Here is an 18,987-nt window from a genome sequence, read left to right on the forward strand (position 1 = left end):
ACCGGCGGGCCAGAGGACGCTAGGGTTGCGGCGGTTGCATGGAAGGCATGAACACAACATCACCATTGCAACCGCCATCCGCGCCGCCGGTCGAAGCGCCTGCCGCATCCATGATCGTGGAGCGCGTGGGCGACCCGCGGCGCGTGGACGCGGACATCGTCATTCCCGTCTACAACGAGCAGGAGCAGCTCGCCGCCTCGGTCACCGCGCTCATGAACCACTTGGCTTCGAGTCAGACCGAGGGATGGGCGTACACGTGGAACATCGTCATCGCGGACAATGCGAGCACCGATGCCACGTGGCCCATCGCCGCGCAGCTCGCCCTCCAGTATCCCGACCGCGTGCGGGCCGTGCGCATCGCCGCCAAGGGCCGCGGCCGCGCGCTCAAGCTCGCCTGGGGCGAATCGGCCGCCCGCGTGCTCGCCTACATGGACGTGGACCTGTCCACCGACATCCGCCTGACCGGCACGCTCGTCGGCTCCCTGCTGTACGGCGGGGCGGACGTGGCCATCGGGTGCCGCCTGTTCGACGAATCCGACGTGACACGGTCTCTGAAGCGCGAGGTCATCTCCCGCACGTACAACGCCATGCTCCGCACCACGCTGGGAGCCGCGTTCCACGACGCGCAATGCGGCTTCAAGGCCGTGTCCGCCACGGCCGCACGCACGCTGCTGCCGCTCGTGCAGGACAACGAATGGTTCTTCGACACGGAACTCCTGCTCCTCGCCCAGAACATGGGCCTTGCCATCTACGAGTTCCCGGTGCGCTGGGTGGAGGACGCCGGCACCACGGTGAACATTCCGGACACGGTGAGCAAGGACCTCAAGGGCATGTGGCGCATGAGGCGCACGCTCAGGGCCCTGCGCCGCGAACGCGAGGCCGCGAACGCTTCCGCCGCCGCATCGGCCACCTCCGGACCGACCGCCGCGCCCGCACCGACCGCCGCGCCCGCGCCGGCCGCACTGTGAGGGGAGGAACCATGAGCAACATCGCAGCCACCCCCTCTTCCGCCGTGCACGGCTCCCGACCGCGTCCGCGCCTTGGCGGCCTGCGCTGGCCAAGCTTCGCCGGCGTGAACGGCGGCCGGTTCGTCCGTCCGGTCGACCCGGTCACCGTACGCGGTGCGGTCGTCGGCAAACGCACCAAGGCCGGCTGGATCGGCTTCGGCACGCTGATGGGCTTCAGCCTCATCGTCATGTTCGTCAACCTCACCGCCTCCGGCTACGCCAATGAGTTCTACTCCGCCGCGGCACAGGCCGGTTCAGTGGATTGGTGGGCGTTCCTGTGGGGCTCCTCCGACGCGGGCAACTCCATCACCGTGGACAAGCCGCCGGCAGCCATCTGGCTCATGGCACTGTCCGTGCGCATCTTCGGCCTGAGCTCCTTCGCCATCCTCCTGCCGGAAGCCCTGTGCGGCATGGTGTCCGTGTGGCTTGTCTACGCGGGCGTCCGGCGCTACTGGGGGGATGCGGCCGGTCTCGTCGCCGGCTTCACGCTCGCCACCACGCCGGTGGCTGCGCTCATGTTCCGGTTCAATAATCCGGACGCCCTGCTCGTCACGCTCATGACGGCCGCGGCATACGCCGTGCTCCGATCGCTCGAATACCCGGACGAGCGGCGTGCAAACCGCCGCCGCACCGCGTGGATGGCGCTCGCCGGCGTGCTCATCGGCTTCGGTTTCCTCACCAAGCAGATGCAGGTGTTTCTGGTATTGCCGGGATTCGCGCTCGCCTTCCTCGTCGCTTCCCCCACCGGATGGCTGCGCAGGATCGCGGACGGACTGATCGCCACGGCGTCGATGGTCGTTGCGGCCGGCTGGTGGGTGCTGCTCACCGTGATCGTCCCCTCCGGCTCCCGCCCGTACATCGGCGGCTCGCAGACCGACTCCTTCCTGGAACTCACGTTCAGCTACAACGGGTTCGGGCGTCTGACCGGCAACGAAACCGGGGCCGTCGTAGGCGGCGGCAACGGGGGGCCGGGCGGCGGCAACGGCGGCGGCATGTGGGGGCAGACCGGCCTGACCCGACTGTTCGACGGCGAGTACGGCGGGCAGATCGCCTGGCTTGCGCCCGTCGCCGCGGTGGGCATCATTGCAGGGCTCATCGTATGCCGTCGCACGCGCCGCACCGACATCCGCCGTGCCGGCGTAACTGTCTGGGGCGCATGGCTGCTCGTCACCTGGGCCACGTTCAGCACCATGGCGGGCATCTTTCACCAGTACTACACGGTGGCGCTCGCGCCAGCCGTGGCCGCGCTCGCCGGCATCGCCGTGGCCTCGCTGTGGGAGCGCAGGGACACGTTCTGGGCGCGGGGACTGGCCATGCTGACCGTGTTCGTGACCACGCTGTGGGCGTTCGAGCTACTCGGCCGGTCCACATGGCTGCCGGCACTGAAGGGGGTCGTACTCCTCGTCGGCCTGCTTGCCACGCTCGGACTGGCCGTGCTGAGTCTGGCCGCCGTGCCGATGCGCGGCATGCGCGGTCTGCGCTCGGCGGGTGCCGCGGTCGTGATGCACCTGGTGGCCGTAGGGTCGTTGGCACTCGCCGGACTGGCCCTGTACGCCGGCCCGGTCGCATGGACTGCCTATACGGTGTCCACCGGGCATCAGGGCTCGATCGTCACCGCAGGCCCGAACGTGACCAATGCCACCGGCATGGGCGGCGGACCCGGCGGACCCGGTGGCGGGCGTGGCGGCTTCGGCGGCCAGGATGGCATGGGCGGTCCCGGTCAGGGCTTCCCGGGAGGAGCAGGTCCCGGCTCCTCCGGTACAGACGGCTTCACCGGCTCCGACGGGCAATCCACGGGCGGCAGCGATGGCCAGAATGGCCAGAATAGCCAGAATGGGCAGAATGCCAGCGGCGGTCAGTCAGACGGCAGGTCGTCCCAGTCCGATGGTTCTGCTGATGGCTCCTCGTCCGATGGGTCAACCGACGGTTCCTCTGACGGCCGCATGAACCGCGGCGGCATGGGCGGCGGCCTGCTGGGCGGCGGTTCGGCCAGCGCGACGATCGTCGAGATGCTCCAGCAGGATGCCGACCAGTACACGTGGGCTGCGGCGACCACCGGCTCGCAGAATGCGGCCAGCTACCAGCTGGCCAGCGAGCAGGCGGTCATGCCGATCGGCGGATTCAACGGCTCCGACCCAAGCCCCACGCTCGAACAGTTCAAGCAGTACGTGGCGGAAGGCCGCATCCACTACTACATCGGTGGCGGCGGCATGGGTGGCAACCAGCTGGGCGGCTCCAGCGCCTCCAGCGAGATCGCCGCGTGGGTGGCCGAGAACTTCGAGGCCCAGACCGTGGATGGTGTGACCATCTACGACCTGACGCAGGGCTGACAACATGATTTTCCGGTTCACGAGATGATCCTCGAAAAAACTTGTGAACCGGAAAATGCCCGGAAACGCTCATAACTGCACATACGGATCGGCCGGATTCCAAGGAAACGGCCGCGAAATCGCACACCGGACCCGGTTCACACGATGATCGACAGTTCATCGCGTGAACCGGGTTCCCGTCAATTCCTAGGATCGCCGAACCAGCCGGAGTAGATGATGGCGAAATTGCGATTGCCGTAGCTCGAACAGGCGTCTCCGGTGCCGGTCCCCGCCGCCAGGGCCGCCGCGTTGGGCTGGTAGGGTGTGTAGATGTATAGCAGGGTGGTGGCGTCGTTCTCGATGAACACGTTGCCGGTGCCGCAGATCTTGCTCGGATGGTACTGGATGGCATTCACCCTACCCGTGCGGAACCGGTAGCGCTTTTCGTTGGCCAGATAGTACCGGAACCGCCGTGCGGAGCCGATCACCTGATTGACGAAGCCGGCGTAGCGCGGGTCGCAGCTGGCGTCATCCGGGCAACTCAGGCCCATGGCGGCCTGATAGTTCCAGTCGCTCGGCGGGGCGGCCGTGACAAGATGCTGCTCCTTCTGCATGAGCGTGAGCAGCACCTTGGGACTGATGCCGCAGGCGTGCGCGGCCGTGTCGATCACCTGCGCGGCGGTCTGGCCGGTGGCGGCGGAAACCGCGGCGCACAGGTCGTCCGCATCACGGGCGTCCACATCGAAGGTCTTGGATTTGAGACACTGGCCGCCGGAGCATTTCGCACCCTTGTCGTTGAGGAACGACTGCACGTCGTCCACGCTCATGGCGTTCGCATCGAAAAACTGTGCGTCGGAGATGATGTTGCCGGGGTCGAAGTCGTATTCGACCGTCCACTCGCGCTGCTGCTCGCGCGTGGAAGCCACCAGCCGCTGGTACTCCACCACGCGCACCATGGCGAGCACCAGCGCCACCACGGTCACGATCGCCACCAACGCGGTGAGCGCCATGACCAGCCTCTTGACCAGTCCGGCCCGATGCCACGAACGCTGCCAGCGCAGGAAATCCGAGAGCCTGAGCGTGGCGATGCCATCCCGCAGGCCATGCCGGCGTGCGGCGGCGGATTTCCGCGCGGAAGCGCGAGCCTTCGCTCCTTTGCCGCCGTTCCTGCCGCGGCCTTTGCCTGTCTGTGCGTTTCTGTTCATACCGGCCGCCATTGTAGCGGGGGAGACTGTGAACGCCACCCCCGTGCACTACGCCAGCAGTTTCTTCAGCCGCTGCATGCTCACCGGCTTGGCGGTGCCGAGCTCCTGCGCCCACAGGGACACATAGAACTCCTCGAGCATCCAGCGGGCCTGTTCGGCCGTGCGCTGAAGCGCCTCATGCCGCGGCCCGGCCGGTTCGCGCTTTGCCGTCTCGGCCGCCTTGCCCACAAGTTGACGGGCCTCGTCCGCCTCCCACGCCCAGCGCACGTCGCGGTTCTTGTCCGCCTTGGCCTTGGCGAGCCGGGTCAGATCGGCCCTCAGGTACCGTTCGATGCACGGCAGCGCGTCCGGCGGCGTGGCACCCACGAACCCGGGGTACACCAGCGTGGCGATGTGCTCGCGGATCGACTGCAGCACGGACAGCATGGGCAGATCCGCCGGGCCGGACACCGCCTTGTCCACCTCCGCATAGCGCTTGAGGATCGTGATCACGTCATGCGCCACCGCGTAGACCGTGTCCTCGAACACCTCGGTCACGCCCAGCACCGCGTCGGCGAGGGCGTCGTCGTCGGGAAGCCGGTCCACGTCGGGGAGCAGACGCTTGACGGCGGCCAGCTGCAGATCCTCCACAAGCGCTTTGGTGGACTTGTAGGGGGCTGATGCCAGCATGAGCGCCTCCGCGCCGAGCCAGCGGGACGATATGCGCTCCGACGGCAGACGCAGCGCATCCAACGCGCCCTTCCACAGCATGGCGGCGCGCGACTCGGTGGTGGCGCCGGCCTTGTGCAGCAGGTTCGCCTGCTCCACGAGCTTGCCACGGTCCGCGGCGGCCGCCGCCTTGCGTTCTACCATATGACGTGCGGACGCCTCCGCCTGCGCGGCGAACTGCCGCTGCAACGCCTTGAGGTCCTTGCCGCTGCCCATCACCTTGACGGGTGCTCGTCCGCGTCCCCGGCGGTTCTTCGGCTGGGGCAGCTGCTGCTCCACGGCGAACGTCATGCGCAGGTAAGGGGCGAGCTTGGCCCACAGTTCGGCGTTGAGCACCTCGGGGTGGATCTGTGCGCCGACCGTGGCGATGGCCGCCTGCGTGAACAGGTGCGTGAAGTCCGGCACGGGGGAGGGGCCGTCGAACGCCGGCTTGCGCATGTCCCCGGCGCCGGGCAGGGACGGGTAGTGCTCGTCGATCCACGTGCGGATCTTTCTGGCCGCGTCGGGCGCGGGCACGAACTGTACGCGCAGCTGCTTGGGCAGCGCCTTGATGAGTCCCAGGATCAGCTCGTCGAGCAGGCCCGGTACGTTCCACGTGAACTGGTCGGCCGTGAGCCTGGAGAGCACCTTGATCGGTATGTGCACGGTCACGCCGTCGGCCGGATCGTGCGGATCGTACACGTAGCTGAGCCGAAGGTCGATGGGCGTGCCGTCGGTGCCGACCGTATGCCAGTGGTCAGGGTAGTCCGCAAGGCTCACGCCGTCCGCGTCCGCGAGGCGCTCCACCTTGTCCGGGTCGAAGTTCAGCAGGTCCGGGTGCGCGTCGTGCTCGCCCTTCCACCATTTCGCCAGATCGGCCACGCAGGTCACGTCCACGGGGATCACGGCGTTGTAGAAGTCGAACAGGTCCTCGTCGCTCACCGTCTGTGCCATCTGGCGGGTGCGGTTGGCGTCTTCGGCGGCGTCCTCGAGGATGTCCCGGTTGTGGGCCACGAAGTCGTCGTAGCTGAAGCGCTGCTGGATGTCGCCCTCCACCAGACCCTGACGCAGCAGGAAGTCGCGTGCCTCGGCCGGGTTGATGCGCCCCCACTGCACGGTCCGGTCCTGCACGATCGGCAGGCCGTACAGCAGCACGCGCGCGCTCGCCACCGCGGAGCCGCGCGAACCGGACCAGTGCGGCTCCGCATACGTGGTGCGCGTCAGGGCGCCGGCCAGCGGTTCGGCCCACGCCGGATCGATCGCCGCCGAATAGCGGGCCCACAGGCGGGAGGTCTCCACCAGTTCGGTGCTCATCACCCACGGCGGGGTGGCCTTGGCCACGGCGGAGGCGGGGAACAGAGCGAAGTGCGTGCCGCGAGCCCCCTGATATTCGTTTTTCGACTGCTTCTGGGCGCGTTTGATCGCCCGGGCGCGCGCCGCTCCGGTGAGCCCGGCGAAGTCGGACGCCTTGGGCTCGCGCACCACCTGCATGCCCATGTTGGACAGGAGTCCGGCGAGCATGGCGGTGTGGATGCCGCGGTCGTCCCACGAGCAGACCATGCTGTGTGCGGGCTGCTGGTTGAGGGGCAGCTGACGGACGGTGAGATCCGGGCGGGATGCCGGCTGAGGCTCGCCCACGCGGAACTTGAGCTCGCGGCACATTTCGGTGAGCTGATGGACCAGATCACGCCACTGGCGCAGGCGCAGCCAGCTCAGATATTCGGTCTTGCACAGGCGGCGCAGCGCGGAATTGCTGGGCTCGCCGTCCGCCTGGAACACGCGGTCCCACAGGTTGAGGGCCGTCAGGAAGTCGCTGGACGGGTCGGCGTAGCGGTTGTGGATGCGGTCGGCCTCCTCGCGGTTCTCGTCCGGGCGTTCGCGCGGGTCCTGCAGGCTCAGGAACGCGACGATCACCAGCACGGCGGCCAGCGTATCCGGCGTGGACTTGGCCGCCTCGATCACCATGCGTCCCAGACGCACGTCGATGGGGATGCGTGCGAGCTGGCGGCCGATGTGCGTGAGCGTCACCTCGCCGCGCTTGCGGCCTATGGCCTTGAGCTCGGTCAGTTCGTTGAAGCCGTCGGACACGGCCTTCATGTCCGGCGGGTCGATGAACCCGAAGTGCGTCACGTCCTCGGCGGTGCGTGCCACCCCCACCGAGAGCATGTGCAGCACCACGGCGCCCAGCGACGTGCGCAGGATCTCCGGCTCGGTGAAGCGCGGACGGGTCTCGTAGTCCTCGCGCGAGTACAGGCGGATGGCGATGCCGTCGGCGATGCGCCCGCACCGGCCGGCTCTCTGGTCGGCGCTCGCCTGACTGATCGGCTCGATGGGCAGGCGCTGCACCTTCGCGGTCTTGGAGTAGCGCGAGATGCGCGCGGTGCCCGGGTCCACCACGTAGCGGATGCCCGGCACCGTCAGCGAGGTCTCCGCCACGTTGGTGGCGATGACGATGCGCTGGTGCGTGTGCGCCTCGAACACGCGGTGCTGGTCCTTGGCGGAAAGCCGGGCGAACAGCGGCATGATCTCGATGGCGTCCGGCCGGCGCATGTCCTCCGCGCGCGGACCGTAGTGCCGGCGCAGCGCGTTCTCGAAGTCGTGGATGTCCCGCTCGCCGGAGGCGAAGACCAGAATGTCGCGCGCGCCGCGCTCGTGGCTCGAATGGATCACGAGTTCGGCGCAGGCGCGGGCCACGGCGGTCGGCATGTCCGTGATGCCGTCCTCGTCCGCGTGCGAAGCCCGTCCGCCGCCGCGGGAGCCGGAACCGTCGTCCTCTCCGGCGATGGCGGTGGCGAGCTCCTCGTAGTCGGCGTCGCCGGGCCGGGCGCCCACCGCGAACCCGGGGACCTCGCGCATGAGGGCGGGCGCGGTGCCGAGCGGTTCGTACACCACCTGCACCGGGTACGTGCGGCCGGACACCTCGATCACCGGCACCTTGACGTGCAGTGCCTCTTCGAAGTGCTCGCGGAACTTCACCGAGTCGATGGTGGCGGACGTGATGATGAGCTTCAGATCGCGGCGCTTGGGCAGCAGCGCGGTGAAGTAGCCGAGCAGGAAGTCGATGTTGAGGCTGCGTTCGTGCGCCTCGTCGATCACGATCGTGTCGTACTGGGAGAGCTTCGGGTCGCGCTGGATCTGCGCGAGCAGGATGCCGTCCGTCACCACGCGCAGGCGGGTCCTCGGCGAGCTTTCATCGGTGAAGCGCACCTGGAAGCCCACCTCGTCGCCGAGGCGCACGCCCAGTTCGGCCGCGATGCGCTCGGCCACCGTGCGGGCCGCGATGCGCCTCGGCTGCGTGTGCACGATCTGCCTGCCGTGCGTGCCGCGGCCCATCTGAAGCAGAATCTTCGGAATCTGCGTGGTCTTGCCGGAACCGGTCTGCCCGGAGACGATCACCACCTGCGAGTCGCGCACCGTACGGGCGATCTCGTCGCGGGCGGCGCTGACCGGCAGCTCGGAAGGATATTCGAACTTCATCTATTTACGCTTTCACCGCCTCGCGCGCCACCTCGATCACGCGGTAGCCCTTGGCGGAATGGTATTTGGAGACGGCGAACCCGTCGCCCAGCGCGTTCGCCAGCCACGGAATGAGCGAATCGGCGCCCAGATTGCGCTGCACCACCAGATAGGCCGCCCCTCCCGGGTTGAGCCGCGGCAGCCACGTCATGAGCAGCTCGTGCAGCGCGTCCTTGCCCACGCGGATCGGCGGGTTCGACCAGATCAGGTCGAAGGTAAGGTCCTCCGGCACCCCGTCCGCGGGCAGCGTGACCACGTTGGGGCAGCCGTTCGACTGTGCGTTCTTCGCCGTCAGCTCGAGCGCCCGCTCGTTCACGTCGATCGCGTAGACCTGCGCCTCGGGGCTTGCCTTGGCCAGTGCGATGGCGATCGGCCCCCAGCCGCAGCCCACATCCAGGAACGTGCCCTCCGCGGGCGGTTCGGGCGCGCGCTTGAGCAGCACCGACGTGCCCAGATCCACGCGGCCGCCGGAGAACACCCCGTTGGATACCTCCACCGTGCATTCCTCGCCGCGCAATGTCACGGTCAGCGTGCGGCGCACATCCTCGGAGGTCGGTGCGGACTGGAAGTACTGTTCGCCGTCCGCCTCCTTGGCCCGTGGGCGACGGTCCCGCCGGGAGCCGTCCTGCGTGGCCTTGGCCGGTGCGCCACCCTGCTGCCGTCCGTTGTTCTGCATCCCGTTGTTCTGCGTCCTGCTCATCCGTTCCAACCCTGTTATGCGTTCCGTCGATCGTTCTGTACGTGTACCGTCATGAAGGCACTGAACCATGATAGTAAGGGGTATGCCGGTTCGCTGCGGGCTTGCGGCGTCGGGCGCGCGGCCTTGTCTGCCAAGTTGCCGATAATGATGTTCCAACCAACAATCCAATCGTGCAACAGGGGTGCCATTGAGCCAAGACGAGTCGATGAGGAACGGCGACGACAGGAACGACCGCGACGATCTGCAGGGCCGGATGGCCGCGGGGGAGAATGGGGAACACGGGGGAAACGACGCGAACGGCAATGCCGTGGAAGGCGGAGTGCTGTCCGACCGCTCCGACGTGCTGCTGGACGAGGGGCAGGAACTCGGCTCGGAAACCCACGACATGGCCTGGCAGGAACGCCAGCAGCGCAACGAGCTCAAGCGCGTGGCCGGTCTGGGTGAGCTCGAGGACGTCACCGAGGTCGAATACCGCAAGGTGCGTCTGGAACGCGTGGTTCTCGTAGGCGTGTGGTCGAGCGCCGTCACCACGGCGGCCAAGGCGGAGGAGTCCCTGCGCGAGCTGGCCGCGCTCGCCGAGACCGCGGGTGCCGTGGTGTGCGACGGTCTGCTGCAGCACCGTCTCAAGCCGGACGCCGCCACCTACGTGGGTTCCGGCAAGGCGCGGGAGATCGCCGGCATCGTGGCGCAGGACGAGGCGGACACCATCATCGTGGACGACGATCTGGCCCCCTCGCAGCGCCGCGCCCTCGAGGACGTGGCCAAGGTCAAGGTGGTGGACCGCACCGCCGTCATTCTGGACATCTTCGCCCAGCATGCCACCAGCCGCGAAGGCAAGGCGCAGGTGGAGCTCGCCCAGCTCGAATACATGCTGCCTCGACTGCGTGGCTGGGGCGGGTCGCTGTCCCGTCAGGCCGGCGGTCGTGCTGCCGGCGCGGACGCGGGCATCGGCTCCAGGGGCCCGGGCGAGACGAAGATCGAGATGGACCGCCGCGCGATCCGCAGCCGCATCGCCCGGCTCAGGCGCCAGATCCGCGAGATGGCACCGGCCCGCGAGGTCAAGCGCGGGTCGCGCCGCCGGTTCGGCCTGCCCACGGTGGCGGTCGTCGGTTACACCAATGCCGGCAAGTCCTCGCTGACCAACCGGCTCACCGGTTCGGCGGAGCTCGTGGAGAACGCGCTGTTCGCCACGCTGGACACCGCCGTGCGCCGCGCCACCGCGCGCGACGGCCGCTTCTACGCCTATGTGGATACGGTCGGCTTCGTACGCCGGTTGCCCACGCAGCTCGTCGAGGCGTTCAAGTCCACGCTGGAGGAGGTGGCGGAGGCGGACGTGATCCTGCACGTGGTGGACGGTTCTCACCCGGATCCGTTCTCGCAGATCGACGCGGTGAACGCCGTACTGGCGGGTATCGACGGCACGGCCTCCATTCCTCGCATCATTGCGTTCAACAAGGCCGATCGGATCGACGGGGCCACGCGCGGCAGGCTGGCCGAGCTCGATCCGGACGCGCACATCGTCTCCGCGTATTCGGGGGAGGGCATCGACGGGTTGCGGGCCGCGATCGAGGCGCTGCTGCCCACGCCGAACGTGCACGTGGAGGCGCTGCTGCCGTACACCGCCGGCTCCCTGGTCTCGCAGATCCGCGAATACGGCAAGGTGGACGCGGTGGACTACCTCGCCGAGGGGATTCGCGTGGAGGCGGACGTCAACGACCGCATGGCCGCGCGCGTGGTCGATCAGGCCATCGGCTAGGGCGTCTGCGGGCCCAGCGGTCCGGCGTCCACGGGTGACTGCGAGCGGCGCCGGCAGGGTGGTAAACGTTGCATCTGTGAGCGATAACATGTCAAGCGAACAGCCGCAATGAGCGTGTTGCCCTGGCTTGCCTTTTCGTCAGCCGCCTCGGTTATTGTGTGTATCGAGTGAAATGCATGCCCGCCCTCTTGCGGGTCGTTTCAAGGAGAGGTAACTATGTCCAATTCGCCCATCAAGCCCACGAAGCTCGCCATCATCGGTGCCGGTGCGGTCGGCTCCACCATGGCCTTCGCCGCGGCCCAGCGCGGCGTCGCCCGCGAGATCGTTCTGGAGGACATCGCCAAGGAGCGCGTGGAGGCCGAGGTGCTCGACATGCAGCACGGCTCCAGCTTCTACCCGACCGTTTCCATCGACGGCTCCGACGATCCGGAGATCTGCCGCGACGCCGACATGGTCGTCATCACCGCCGGCGCCCGCCAGAAGCCCGGCCAGTCCCGTCTGGACCTCGCCGGCGCCACCATCAACATCATGAAGTCCATCATTCCGAACCTCGTGAAGGTGGCCCCGAACGCCATCTACATGCTGGTCACCAACCCGGTGGACATCGTCACCCACGTCTCCATGAAGCTGTCCGGTCTGCCGGCCAATCAGATCTTCGGCTCCGGCACCAATCTGGACTCCGCCCGCCTGCGCTTCCTGATCGCGCAGCAGACCGGCGTCAACGTCAAGAACGTGCACGCCTACATCGCCGGCGAGCACGGCGACTCCGAAGTCCCGCTGTGGGCCTCCGCCACCATCGGCGGCGTCCCGATGTGCGACTGGACCCCGCTGCCGGGCCACGCCCCGCTGGATGCCGCCAAGCGCGAGGAGATCCATCAGGAGGTCAAGAACGCCGCCTACAAGATCATCGAGGGCAAGGGCGCGACCAACTATGCCATCGCCATGTCCGGCGTGGACATCATCGAGTCCATCCTGCACGACACCAACCGCATCCTGCCGGTGAGCTCCCTGCTCGAGGACTTCCACGGCATCTCCGACGTGTGCATGTCTGTGCCGTCCGTGCTCAACCGCTCCGGCGTCAACACCCACATCAACACTCCGGTGTCCGACCACGAGCTGGCCGCCCTGAAGCGCTCCGCCGAGACCCTGAAGGAAACCGCCGCCAAGTTCGGCTTCTGATCTTTCCTTCGGTTTCGCTGTTTCGGTAAAGGTCCTTTCGCTGTGCGAGAGGGCCTTTTCTGTTTTCGGTGAGGGGTCGTTTTTGTCGGCCGTTGTCGCTGACAAACTTTCGGAGGTATTTCTCTTCGGAATGGCGGAATATCAATGGTCGTGGGGGAAATAGGCCCGATGGTTTGTCAATGTCCCGTTTCCGCTGACAAACTTTCGGGGGTATTTCTCTTCGGAATGGCGGAATGCCAATGGTCGTCGGGACAGTAGTCCCGAAAGTTTGCCCGGCCGACGCCCGGCATGCGCCTTGCGTGTCGACCGGATCGGGTCTATTCTCAATAGCGCTTCATTATTGAGAATCCATGAATCGAGGTGGCATATGGCCCACGATCATTCCCCGCAGTCCGCACAGTCCCGACAGTCCGCACAGCACCCGCAGTCCGCACAGTCCGCCCGTGAGCACCAGCGCCGGCTCACGATGACCCTGGCGCTGACGGGCACGGTGTTCGCGGCCGAGGTGGCGGGGGTGATCGTGACCGGCTCCCTCGCCCTGCTCGTGGACGCCGGGCACATGCTCACCGACATGTCCGTGCTCATCGCCTCCACTCTCACCGCGGTACTCATGCGCCGCAAGCCGGACAGCAGCCGCACGTGGGGCTGGGCGCGCCTCGAGGTGCTGACCGCGGCCGGCGGGGCGATCGTGCTGTTCATCGTGGGCGTGTACGCACTGGTGGAGGCCGGCATGCGCCTGTTCGGCGGGCGCGGCGACGGGGTGCACGACGTGACGCTGCTGCTGTGCTTCGGCATCCTTGGCCTGGCCGCGAACCTCGGGTCGATCGGCATCCTCGCCTCCCAGCACGGGGACAACATGAACATGCGCGCCGCGTTCCTCGAGGTGATGAACGACGCGCTCGGCTCGGTGGCCGTGGTGATCTCCGCGCTGGTCATGATGTCCACCGGCTGGAGCGGGTTCGATGCGGTGGCCGGCGGCGTGATCGCGGTCCTCATGATCCCCCGCGCCGTCAAGCTGCTCCACAACGCCGTGCAGGTGCTGCTCGAGGAGACGCCGCAAGGCCTCGATCTGGACGCCGTGCGCCGGCACCTCGAAGGCGTGCCGCACGTGGTGGCCGTCCACGATCTGCATGCCAGCACCGTGGCGACCGGCATGCCGCGCCTCACCGCGCACGTGGTGGTGGAACGCGGACTGACCATGGAGCAGGCGGCCGACGTGCTGCACCAGCTGCAGGACTGCCTGCGCGAGCATTTCCCCGTGGCGATCGAGCACACCACGTTCCAGCTCGAGCCCGACGGTTACGAGGCGCGCAACCCGGAGGAGGCCATCCACTCCTGAATCCCGAACCTCGGCCGCAGTCCTGCGACACGCCGTGCAGAGACGGTCCGCCATGCAATTCGTCCCCGATTTTTCGCGTTTCGTCCCCGGAACCCGGCATGGCGACCGATTCCGAGATACAACCGATCGTGACGATCGTACGGATCGGAATCGAGAAAGGGCATTCATGGCAATAACGGGCAAGCCGCGGTACGGCATGTGGAGCAATACCCGGTTCATGCTGTCCGTCGCATGGCAGGCGGCACGGGGCGTTCCGTTCGTCGCGGTGGCCATGGCGGTGACGGCTGCGGGAAAGACGGTCACGGAACTGTTCATTGCGCCGGTGATCCTGAACCGCATCGAGACGCATGCGCCGCTCGAAAGCCTCGTGCTGGCCATCGTGGCGTTCACCGCCGGACTGGTGGCGCTGGCGGCGGCGCATGACTACTTCGACCAGCTCTCGGGCTTCGGCAACATCGATGTGCGGGTCAGCATCATCAAACGCATCGGCCTGAAATCCTCCGGCACCTCCTATCCCAATACGCTGGACGCGCGATTCCGCGCCCTGGAGGAGAAAAGCTACCTGAGCTGCAACAGCAACGACGCTCCCACGGAGAAGTTCTGGCGCACGTGGACCGAGATCCTCACCAACGTGCTCGGATTCGTGGCGTACCTGTTCGTGCTGGCGAATCTCAGCGTGTGGATGATCCTGCTGGTGCTGGTCACGGCGGGCGTCGGGTACGCGGCGAGCAAGCGCATCAACGAGTGGGCGTACCGGCATCGCGCGCAGGAGCAGGATGGGCTCAAGCGGTACGGCTACCTCAACGACGTCTTCGGCGAGCGTGAGTATGCCAAGGACGTGCGCATCTTCAACCTGCGCCCGTGGATTCTGGAGCTGCGCGAGCGTGCGTTGCGTGCGGTTGCGGCGTTCTATGCCAGGCGCGAGGCCAACGCCATGTGGGCGAGCGTGATCGACACGGTCCTCATGCTGCTGCGTAATGGCGTGGCGTATGCGTATCTGATTTGGTTGACGTTGGCGCAGGGCTTGAGCGCGTCGCAGTTCCTGTTGTATTTCACGGCGGTGAGCGGGTTCGGCACGTGGATCACGGGCATCCTCGACCAGTTCGGCGAACTCAACAGGGAAAGCCAGGACATCGCGCAGGTCCGCGAGTTCCTCGACTGGCCCGAACCCTTCAACCTCACAGGCGGCCGCCCGATCCAACGTACGCCCGGCCACGCGTACGAGATCCGGCTCGACCACGTCTCCTACCGGTACCCGGGCGCCGCCGAGGACACGCTGCACGATTTGAGCCTGACGGTCCGGGCCGGGGAGCGCCTCGCCCTGGTCGGCCTCAACGGGGCGGGCAAGACCACGCTCGTCAAGCTCGCCTGCGGTCTGCTCGACCCCGACTCGGGCCGCGTCCTGCTCGACGGCAGGGACATCCGCGACTACGACCGGCGCGACTACTACCGGCTGTTCGCGGCCGTGTTCCAGGAGTTCAGCGTCCTGGACTCCACGCTCGCGCAGAACGTCGCCCAGTGCGTGACGGGCATGGACCGGGCGCGCGTGGCCGAATGCCTTGCGGCCGCGGGCCTGACTGGGCTCGTGGACCGCCTGCCGGGCGGCCTGGACGCGCATCTGGGACGCGAGGTGTACGAGGACGGCACGGACCTGTCCGGCGGGCAGGTCCAGCGGCTCATGCTCGCCCGCGCCCTGTACCGCGACGCGCCGATCCTGGTATTGGACGAGCCGACCGCGGCCCTGGACCCGATCGCGGAGGACGACATCTACCGGCATTACGCGCGCATGACCGAGGGACGCACGTCGGTGTTCATCTCGCACCGGCTGGCCTCGACCCGGTTCTGCGACCGGATCGTGCTTCTGGCGGACGGGCGGATAGCCGAGGAAGGCACGCACGGGCAGCTGCTCGCCGCCGGCGGCGAATACGCACGCCTGTTCGCCGTGCAAAGCAAATACTACCGGGACAACCCCACGACAGAACCACACACGGACACGGGCAAGACGACGGCAGCCACAACCGAGGCAGCCACGCAGGCCGACGGCGGGCGGCATCGCAACGCCGCAGGAAAGACCGATGGGGAGCATGACGGGAAGGAGACCTACGATGGCAAGTGACGAACCGACGCCGATGCAGCACGGCGAAGACGCGGCTGCGACCGGGACGGATGCCGCGAAGGCGGAGCGTGCCGTGAAACCGGACCATACCGTGGAACCGGAGGTTTCCGCGGGACAGGCCTGGCGGCTGGAGTGGCGTGCCCTCGGCCTGTGCTGGAGGCTGCGTCCCTCGTGGTTCGTGGCGACGGTCGGCGACGCGCTGCTCAAGGCCGCGCTGCCGTACGCGACGATCTGGTTCTCCGCGCGGCTGATCGACGAGCTCGCCGGGGCGCGCGACCCTGACCGCCTGCGCATGTGGGTGATCCTGATCCTGGCCGTGGGATTGGTCATGGGCCTGGCCGCCGGAGCGTTCGCCCGGTGGCGGGCCGCCGAGGACGAGACGATGGAGCTGCTGGAGCAGCAGCAGGTGCTGGCGGACAAGCTGTCGACGCTGGATTTCCAGATTCTCGACGACCAGCATACCTCCGACGTGACGTCGCACATCAGGCAGAGCGATCAGATCAGCGGCAAGGGTCTGCGCAGCGTGACGCGCACGTTCGGCGAGGCGCTGCCGGGCGTGTTCCAGGTCGCGGGAGGCCTTGCGCTGTCCGCGGGCCTGTTCCTCTCCCCGGTTCCGGATGCGACGGACGTGGCATGGCTGACGGCGCTCAACCATCCCGCGGCGGGCGCGGCGCTGTTCGCGCTGCTGATCGCGGATGTGGCGCTGGCGTCCCTGTGCTATGCCAGGGCCGTGGCATGCTGGGCCCGGTTCGACGACATGGGCCGGTTCGGCAACCGCGTGTACGCCTTCTTCGGCATGCTGTACCGCGACCGCACGCGCGCGCTGGACCTGCGCCTGTACCGCCAGTACGAGCGGGTCTCCGTGCCGTTCTGGGATGCGAACAATCCGTTCAGCGCGCATTCTCGGGAGGCCATGCTGATCCAGCGTTCCATGGGGCTGCGGATCGCCGCCTCGGCTGCGATCAGCGTGCTGATGACAGGCTTCGTGTATGCGTTCGTGTGCCTCAAGGCATGGGGCGGGGCGTTCGGCGTGGGAGCCGTCACCCAGTACGTGGGCGCGATCACGGCCACGTTCGCCGGCGTGCAGACGGTGCTGGACCGGGCGGGCGACGTAACGGCGAACGGTCCGTTCCTGCGTCGTCTGTTCGGGTTCCTGGACACGCCGAACCTGATGTACCAGGGATCGCTGACCACGGAGAAACGCGCGGACCGCCAGTACGACGTCGAGTTCCGCGACGTGTCCTTCCGCTACCCCGGCACGCCCGCCGACGCGTGGGCCCTTCGCCACGTCAGCCTGCGCTTCCGCATCGGCGGCAGGCTCGCCGTCGTCGGCGAGAACGGGTCCGGCAAGACCACGTTCATCAAGCTCCTCACCCGCCTGTACGACCCCACCGAGGGCGAGATCCTCCTCAACGGCATCGACATCCGCAAATACCGGTACGACGAATACATGCGCCTGTTCTCCGTCGTCTTCCAGGACTTCCGCCTCCTCGCCCTCCCGCTGGGCCAGAACGTGGCCGGAAGCGCCCGCTACGACCCGGCGCTCGTGCGCGACTGCCTGGAACGCGCCGACCCGGACGGACGGCTCGCCGGCCTGCCCGCCGGGCTCGGCACGCCCCTGTACCGCGAGCTCGACGCGCACGGCGTGGACGTGTCCGGCGGACAGGCCCAGCGGATCGCGATCGCCCGCGCCCTGTACAGGGACGCCCCGTTCATCGTGCTCGACGAGCCCACCGCCGCCCTCGACCCGGTCGCGGAGGCCGCGATCTACGCGGGGTTCGACCGGATCGCCACGGACCGGACCGCCGTGTACATCAGCCACCGCCTCTCCTCGTGCCGGTTCTGCGACCGGATCGCCGTATTCGACCACGGACGCATCGTCCAGACCGGCAGCCACGACCAACTCGTGGCCGACCACACCGGCAAGTACTGGCAGCTCTGGCACGCACAAGCCAAGTACTACACCGACAACACCGCTGACGCCGGCAACGCCACCGACACCGACAACGTGCACGACTCAGACCAAGGCGCCGCTCGGGGTGCCGGGGTATAGGACACCGATGCGCAGGCCTGCGATGTGCAACGGGGATCCCAATCCGGCGAATGAATCAGACCGCGAATCGGGGGCATTGGTTCTGCGAAATGGCTGATTACGCAGGACCAATGGCATATACAACGGTCAGATCTTGCGAAGGACGGTGACGACTTTGCCCATGATCTCGGCGTGCGTGCCGTCGATGGGGGAGAAGGATGGGTTGTGCGGAATGAGCCAGACGTGTCCGTTCTCCTTGCGGAAGGTTTTCACGGTGGCTTCGCCGTCCAGCAGTGCGGCCACTATATCCCCGTTCACCGCCGTGTGCTGCTCGCGTACGACGACGAAGTCGCCGTCGCAGATCGCCGCATCGATCATGGAGTTTCCGTGGACTTCCAGCATGAACAGGTCGCCGGTACCGGTGAGCCGTTCCGGCAGGCGCATGACGTCCTCCACGTGCTGTTCGGCGGTGATGGGCACGCCGGCCGCAATGCGGCCGACCAGAGGCACGTCGTGCGAGCGCATGATCGATTCCGACTCGTCCCCGTCCTGATGCAGAACCGCCGGGAAGGGTAGGATCGCGGCCGTGCGCTGACCGCCCTGCGCTGCGGCGTTCGAGGCTGCATCCGCATCCGTTGCGGTCGGCTGGTCGATGAGCTCGATGGCACGACCCTTATTGGCGTTCATGCGGATGTAGCCCTTTTCCTCCAAGGCCTGCAACTGATGCTTGACCGAGGATGGGCTCTTGAGGCCGGCGGCCTCTCCGATCTCGCGGAAGGACGGCACGAAGCCATGCTGGGTCATGTGCGTGCGGATGGCGTCCAGCACCTTGTGCTGACGGTCGGTGAGCGTCCGCTCGTCCTTGCGGGTGCTGCTGCGTGAGGCGTCGAACGGGATGGTACTCACTGTGGCTCCTTTCGGGGGCTCCTTTCATGTGCTTGTCACCAGCCTAGCGTGTTTTTCACAAAAGATCAAACATCTGTTCGAAGCGTGTCGGGCGTGTCGTCGAACAAGTGTGCCATAATCAAACATACGTTCTATGGTACAAGTGTTCGAAAGGAGTGGTCCGATGGTAAGGGGACACAAGACTGCTGCGAAGGGGAACGCTTTGCGGCTCACAATGGGAGAGCGTCTGATGACC

At 67.3% G+C, this 18,987-nt stretch carries 11 protein-coding genes; 7 read left to right on the top strand and 4 right to left on the bottom strand.

The window, feature by feature from the left end:
* Positions 1 to 47: 47 nt before the first annotated feature.
* Both AC1AZA_RS03100 and AC1AZA_RS03105 read left to right on the top strand, forming a co-directional pair.
* Complete coding sequence (locus tag AC1AZA_RS03100; RefSeq protein WP_476513282.1) at positions 48 to 968, top strand: dolichyl-phosphate beta-glucosyltransferase; 921 nt, start codon at positions 48 to 50, stop codon at positions 966 to 968.
* 11 nt (positions 969 to 979) lie between these two features.
* Positions 980 to 3,337: an ArnT family glycosyltransferase gene (locus AC1AZA_RS03105; RefSeq protein ID WP_476513283.1), complete on the top strand. Its 2,358-nt coding sequence runs from the start codon at positions 980 to 982 to the stop codon at positions 3,335 to 3,337.
* Positions 3,338 to 3,516: 179 nt separating this feature from the next.
* Here AC1AZA_RS03105 and AC1AZA_RS03110 read toward each other — a convergent pair whose 3' ends face one another.
* Genes AC1AZA_RS03110 through AC1AZA_RS03120 form a run of 3 tightly spaced genes read right to left on the bottom strand, consistent with a single transcriptional unit; the run spans position 3,517 to position 9,424 of the window.
* Positions 3,517 to 4,521: a hemagglutinin gene (locus AC1AZA_RS03110; RefSeq protein WP_476513284.1), complete on the bottom strand. Its 1,005-nt coding sequence runs from the start codon at positions 4,519 to 4,521 to the stop codon at positions 3,517 to 3,519.
* 48 nt (positions 4,522 to 4,569) lie between these two features.
* A complete protein-coding gene (gene hrpA / locus AC1AZA_RS03115) occupies positions 4,570 to 8,685 on the bottom strand; it encodes an ATP-dependent RNA helicase HrpA (protein WP_476513285.1) in 4,116 nt (1,371 codons plus the stop codon).
* Between the two features lie 4 nt (positions 8,686 to 8,689).
* Entirely contained in the window at positions 8,690 to 9,424 is a 735-nt protein-coding gene (locus tag AC1AZA_RS03120; protein ID WP_476513286.1) for a class I SAM-dependent methyltransferase, read from the bottom strand.
* Positions 9,425 to 9,677: 253 nt separating this feature from the next.
* On the opposite strand from AC1AZA_RS03120, the gene hflX reads away from it, so the two are divergent.
* From hflX to AC1AZA_RS03145, 5 genes are all read left to right on the top strand, one after another.
* A complete protein-coding gene (hflX, locus tag AC1AZA_RS03125; protein ID WP_476513489.1) occupies positions 9,678 to 11,180 on the top strand; it encodes a GTPase HflX in 1,503 nt (500 codons plus the stop codon).
* Positions 11,181 to 11,396: 216 nt separating this feature from the next.
* Positions 11,397 to 12,359, top strand: coding sequence for an L-lactate dehydrogenase (locus AC1AZA_RS03130; protein ID WP_476513287.1), 963 nt, complete (start codon positions 11,397 to 11,399; stop codon positions 12,357 to 12,359).
* 367 nt (positions 12,360 to 12,726) lie between these two features.
* Positions 12,727 to 13,698 (top strand): cation diffusion facilitator family transporter, encoded by a 972-nt coding sequence (locus AC1AZA_RS03135; protein ID WP_476513288.1) that lies wholly within the window; start codon positions 12,727 to 12,729, stop codon positions 13,696 to 13,698.
* 166 nt (positions 13,699 to 13,864) lie between these two features.
* Positions 13,865 to 15,814: an ABC transporter ATP-binding protein gene (locus tag AC1AZA_RS03140; protein WP_476513289.1), complete on the top strand. Its 1,950-nt coding sequence runs from the start codon at positions 13,865 to 13,867 to the stop codon at positions 15,812 to 15,814.
* A complete protein-coding gene (locus tag AC1AZA_RS03145) occupies positions 15,804 to 17,867 on the top strand; it encodes an ABC transporter ATP-binding protein (RefSeq protein ID WP_476513290.1) in 2,064 nt (687 codons plus the stop codon). The genes AC1AZA_RS03140 and AC1AZA_RS03145 overlap by 11 nt, the downstream gene beginning before the upstream one ends.
* Before the next feature lie 126 nt (positions 17,868 to 17,993).
* On the opposite strand, the gene lexA is transcribed toward AC1AZA_RS03145, so the two are convergent.
* A complete protein-coding gene (lexA, locus tag AC1AZA_RS03150) occupies positions 17,994 to 18,752 on the bottom strand; it encodes a transcriptional repressor LexA (protein WP_476513291.1) in 759 nt (252 codons plus the stop codon).
* Positions 18,753 to 18,987 lie beyond the last annotated feature (235 nt).

The sequence above is a fragment of the Bifidobacterium sp. LH_389 genome (assembly GCF_056357235.1).

What these genes read in the sequence shown, in the direction of transcription:
- AC1AZA_RS03110 (WP_476513284.1), bottom strand. Translation starts at nt 4,521, where the DNA reads ATGAACAGAAACGCACAGACAGGCAAAGGCCGCGGCAGGAACGGCGGC.
- AC1AZA_RS03145 (WP_476513290.1), top strand. Translation starts at nt 15,804, where the DNA reads ATGGCAAGTGACGAACCGACGCCGATGCAGCACGGCGAAGACGCGGCT.
- AC1AZA_RS03130 (WP_476513287.1), top strand. Translation starts at nt 11,397, where the DNA reads ATGTCCAATTCGCCCATCAAGCCCACGAAGCTCGCCATCATCGGTGCC.
- AC1AZA_RS03120 (WP_476513286.1), bottom strand. Translation starts at nt 9,424, where the DNA reads ATGAGCAGGACGCAGAACAACGGGATGCAGAACAACGGACGGCAGCAG.
- AC1AZA_RS03135 (WP_476513288.1), top strand. Translation starts at nt 12,727, where the DNA reads ATGGCCCACGATCATTCCCCGCAGTCCGCACAGTCCCGACAGTCCGCA.
- AC1AZA_RS03100 (WP_476513282.1), top strand. Translation starts at nt 48, where the DNA reads ATGAACACAACATCACCATTGCAACCGCCATCCGCGCCGCCGGTCGAA.
- AC1AZA_RS03140 (WP_476513289.1), top strand. Translation starts at nt 13,865, where the DNA reads ATGGCAATAACGGGCAAGCCGCGGTACGGCATGTGGAGCAATACCCGG.
- AC1AZA_RS03105 (WP_476513283.1), top strand. Translation starts at nt 980, where the DNA reads ATGAGCAACATCGCAGCCACCCCCTCTTCCGCCGTGCACGGCTCCCGA.
- hflX (WP_476513489.1), top strand. Translation starts at nt 9,678, where the DNA reads ATGGCCGCGGGGGAGAATGGGGAACACGGGGGAAACGACGCGAACGGC.
- hrpA (WP_476513285.1), bottom strand. Translation starts at nt 8,685, where the DNA reads ATGAAGTTCGAATATCCTTCCGAGCTGCCGGTCAGCGCCGCCCGCGAC.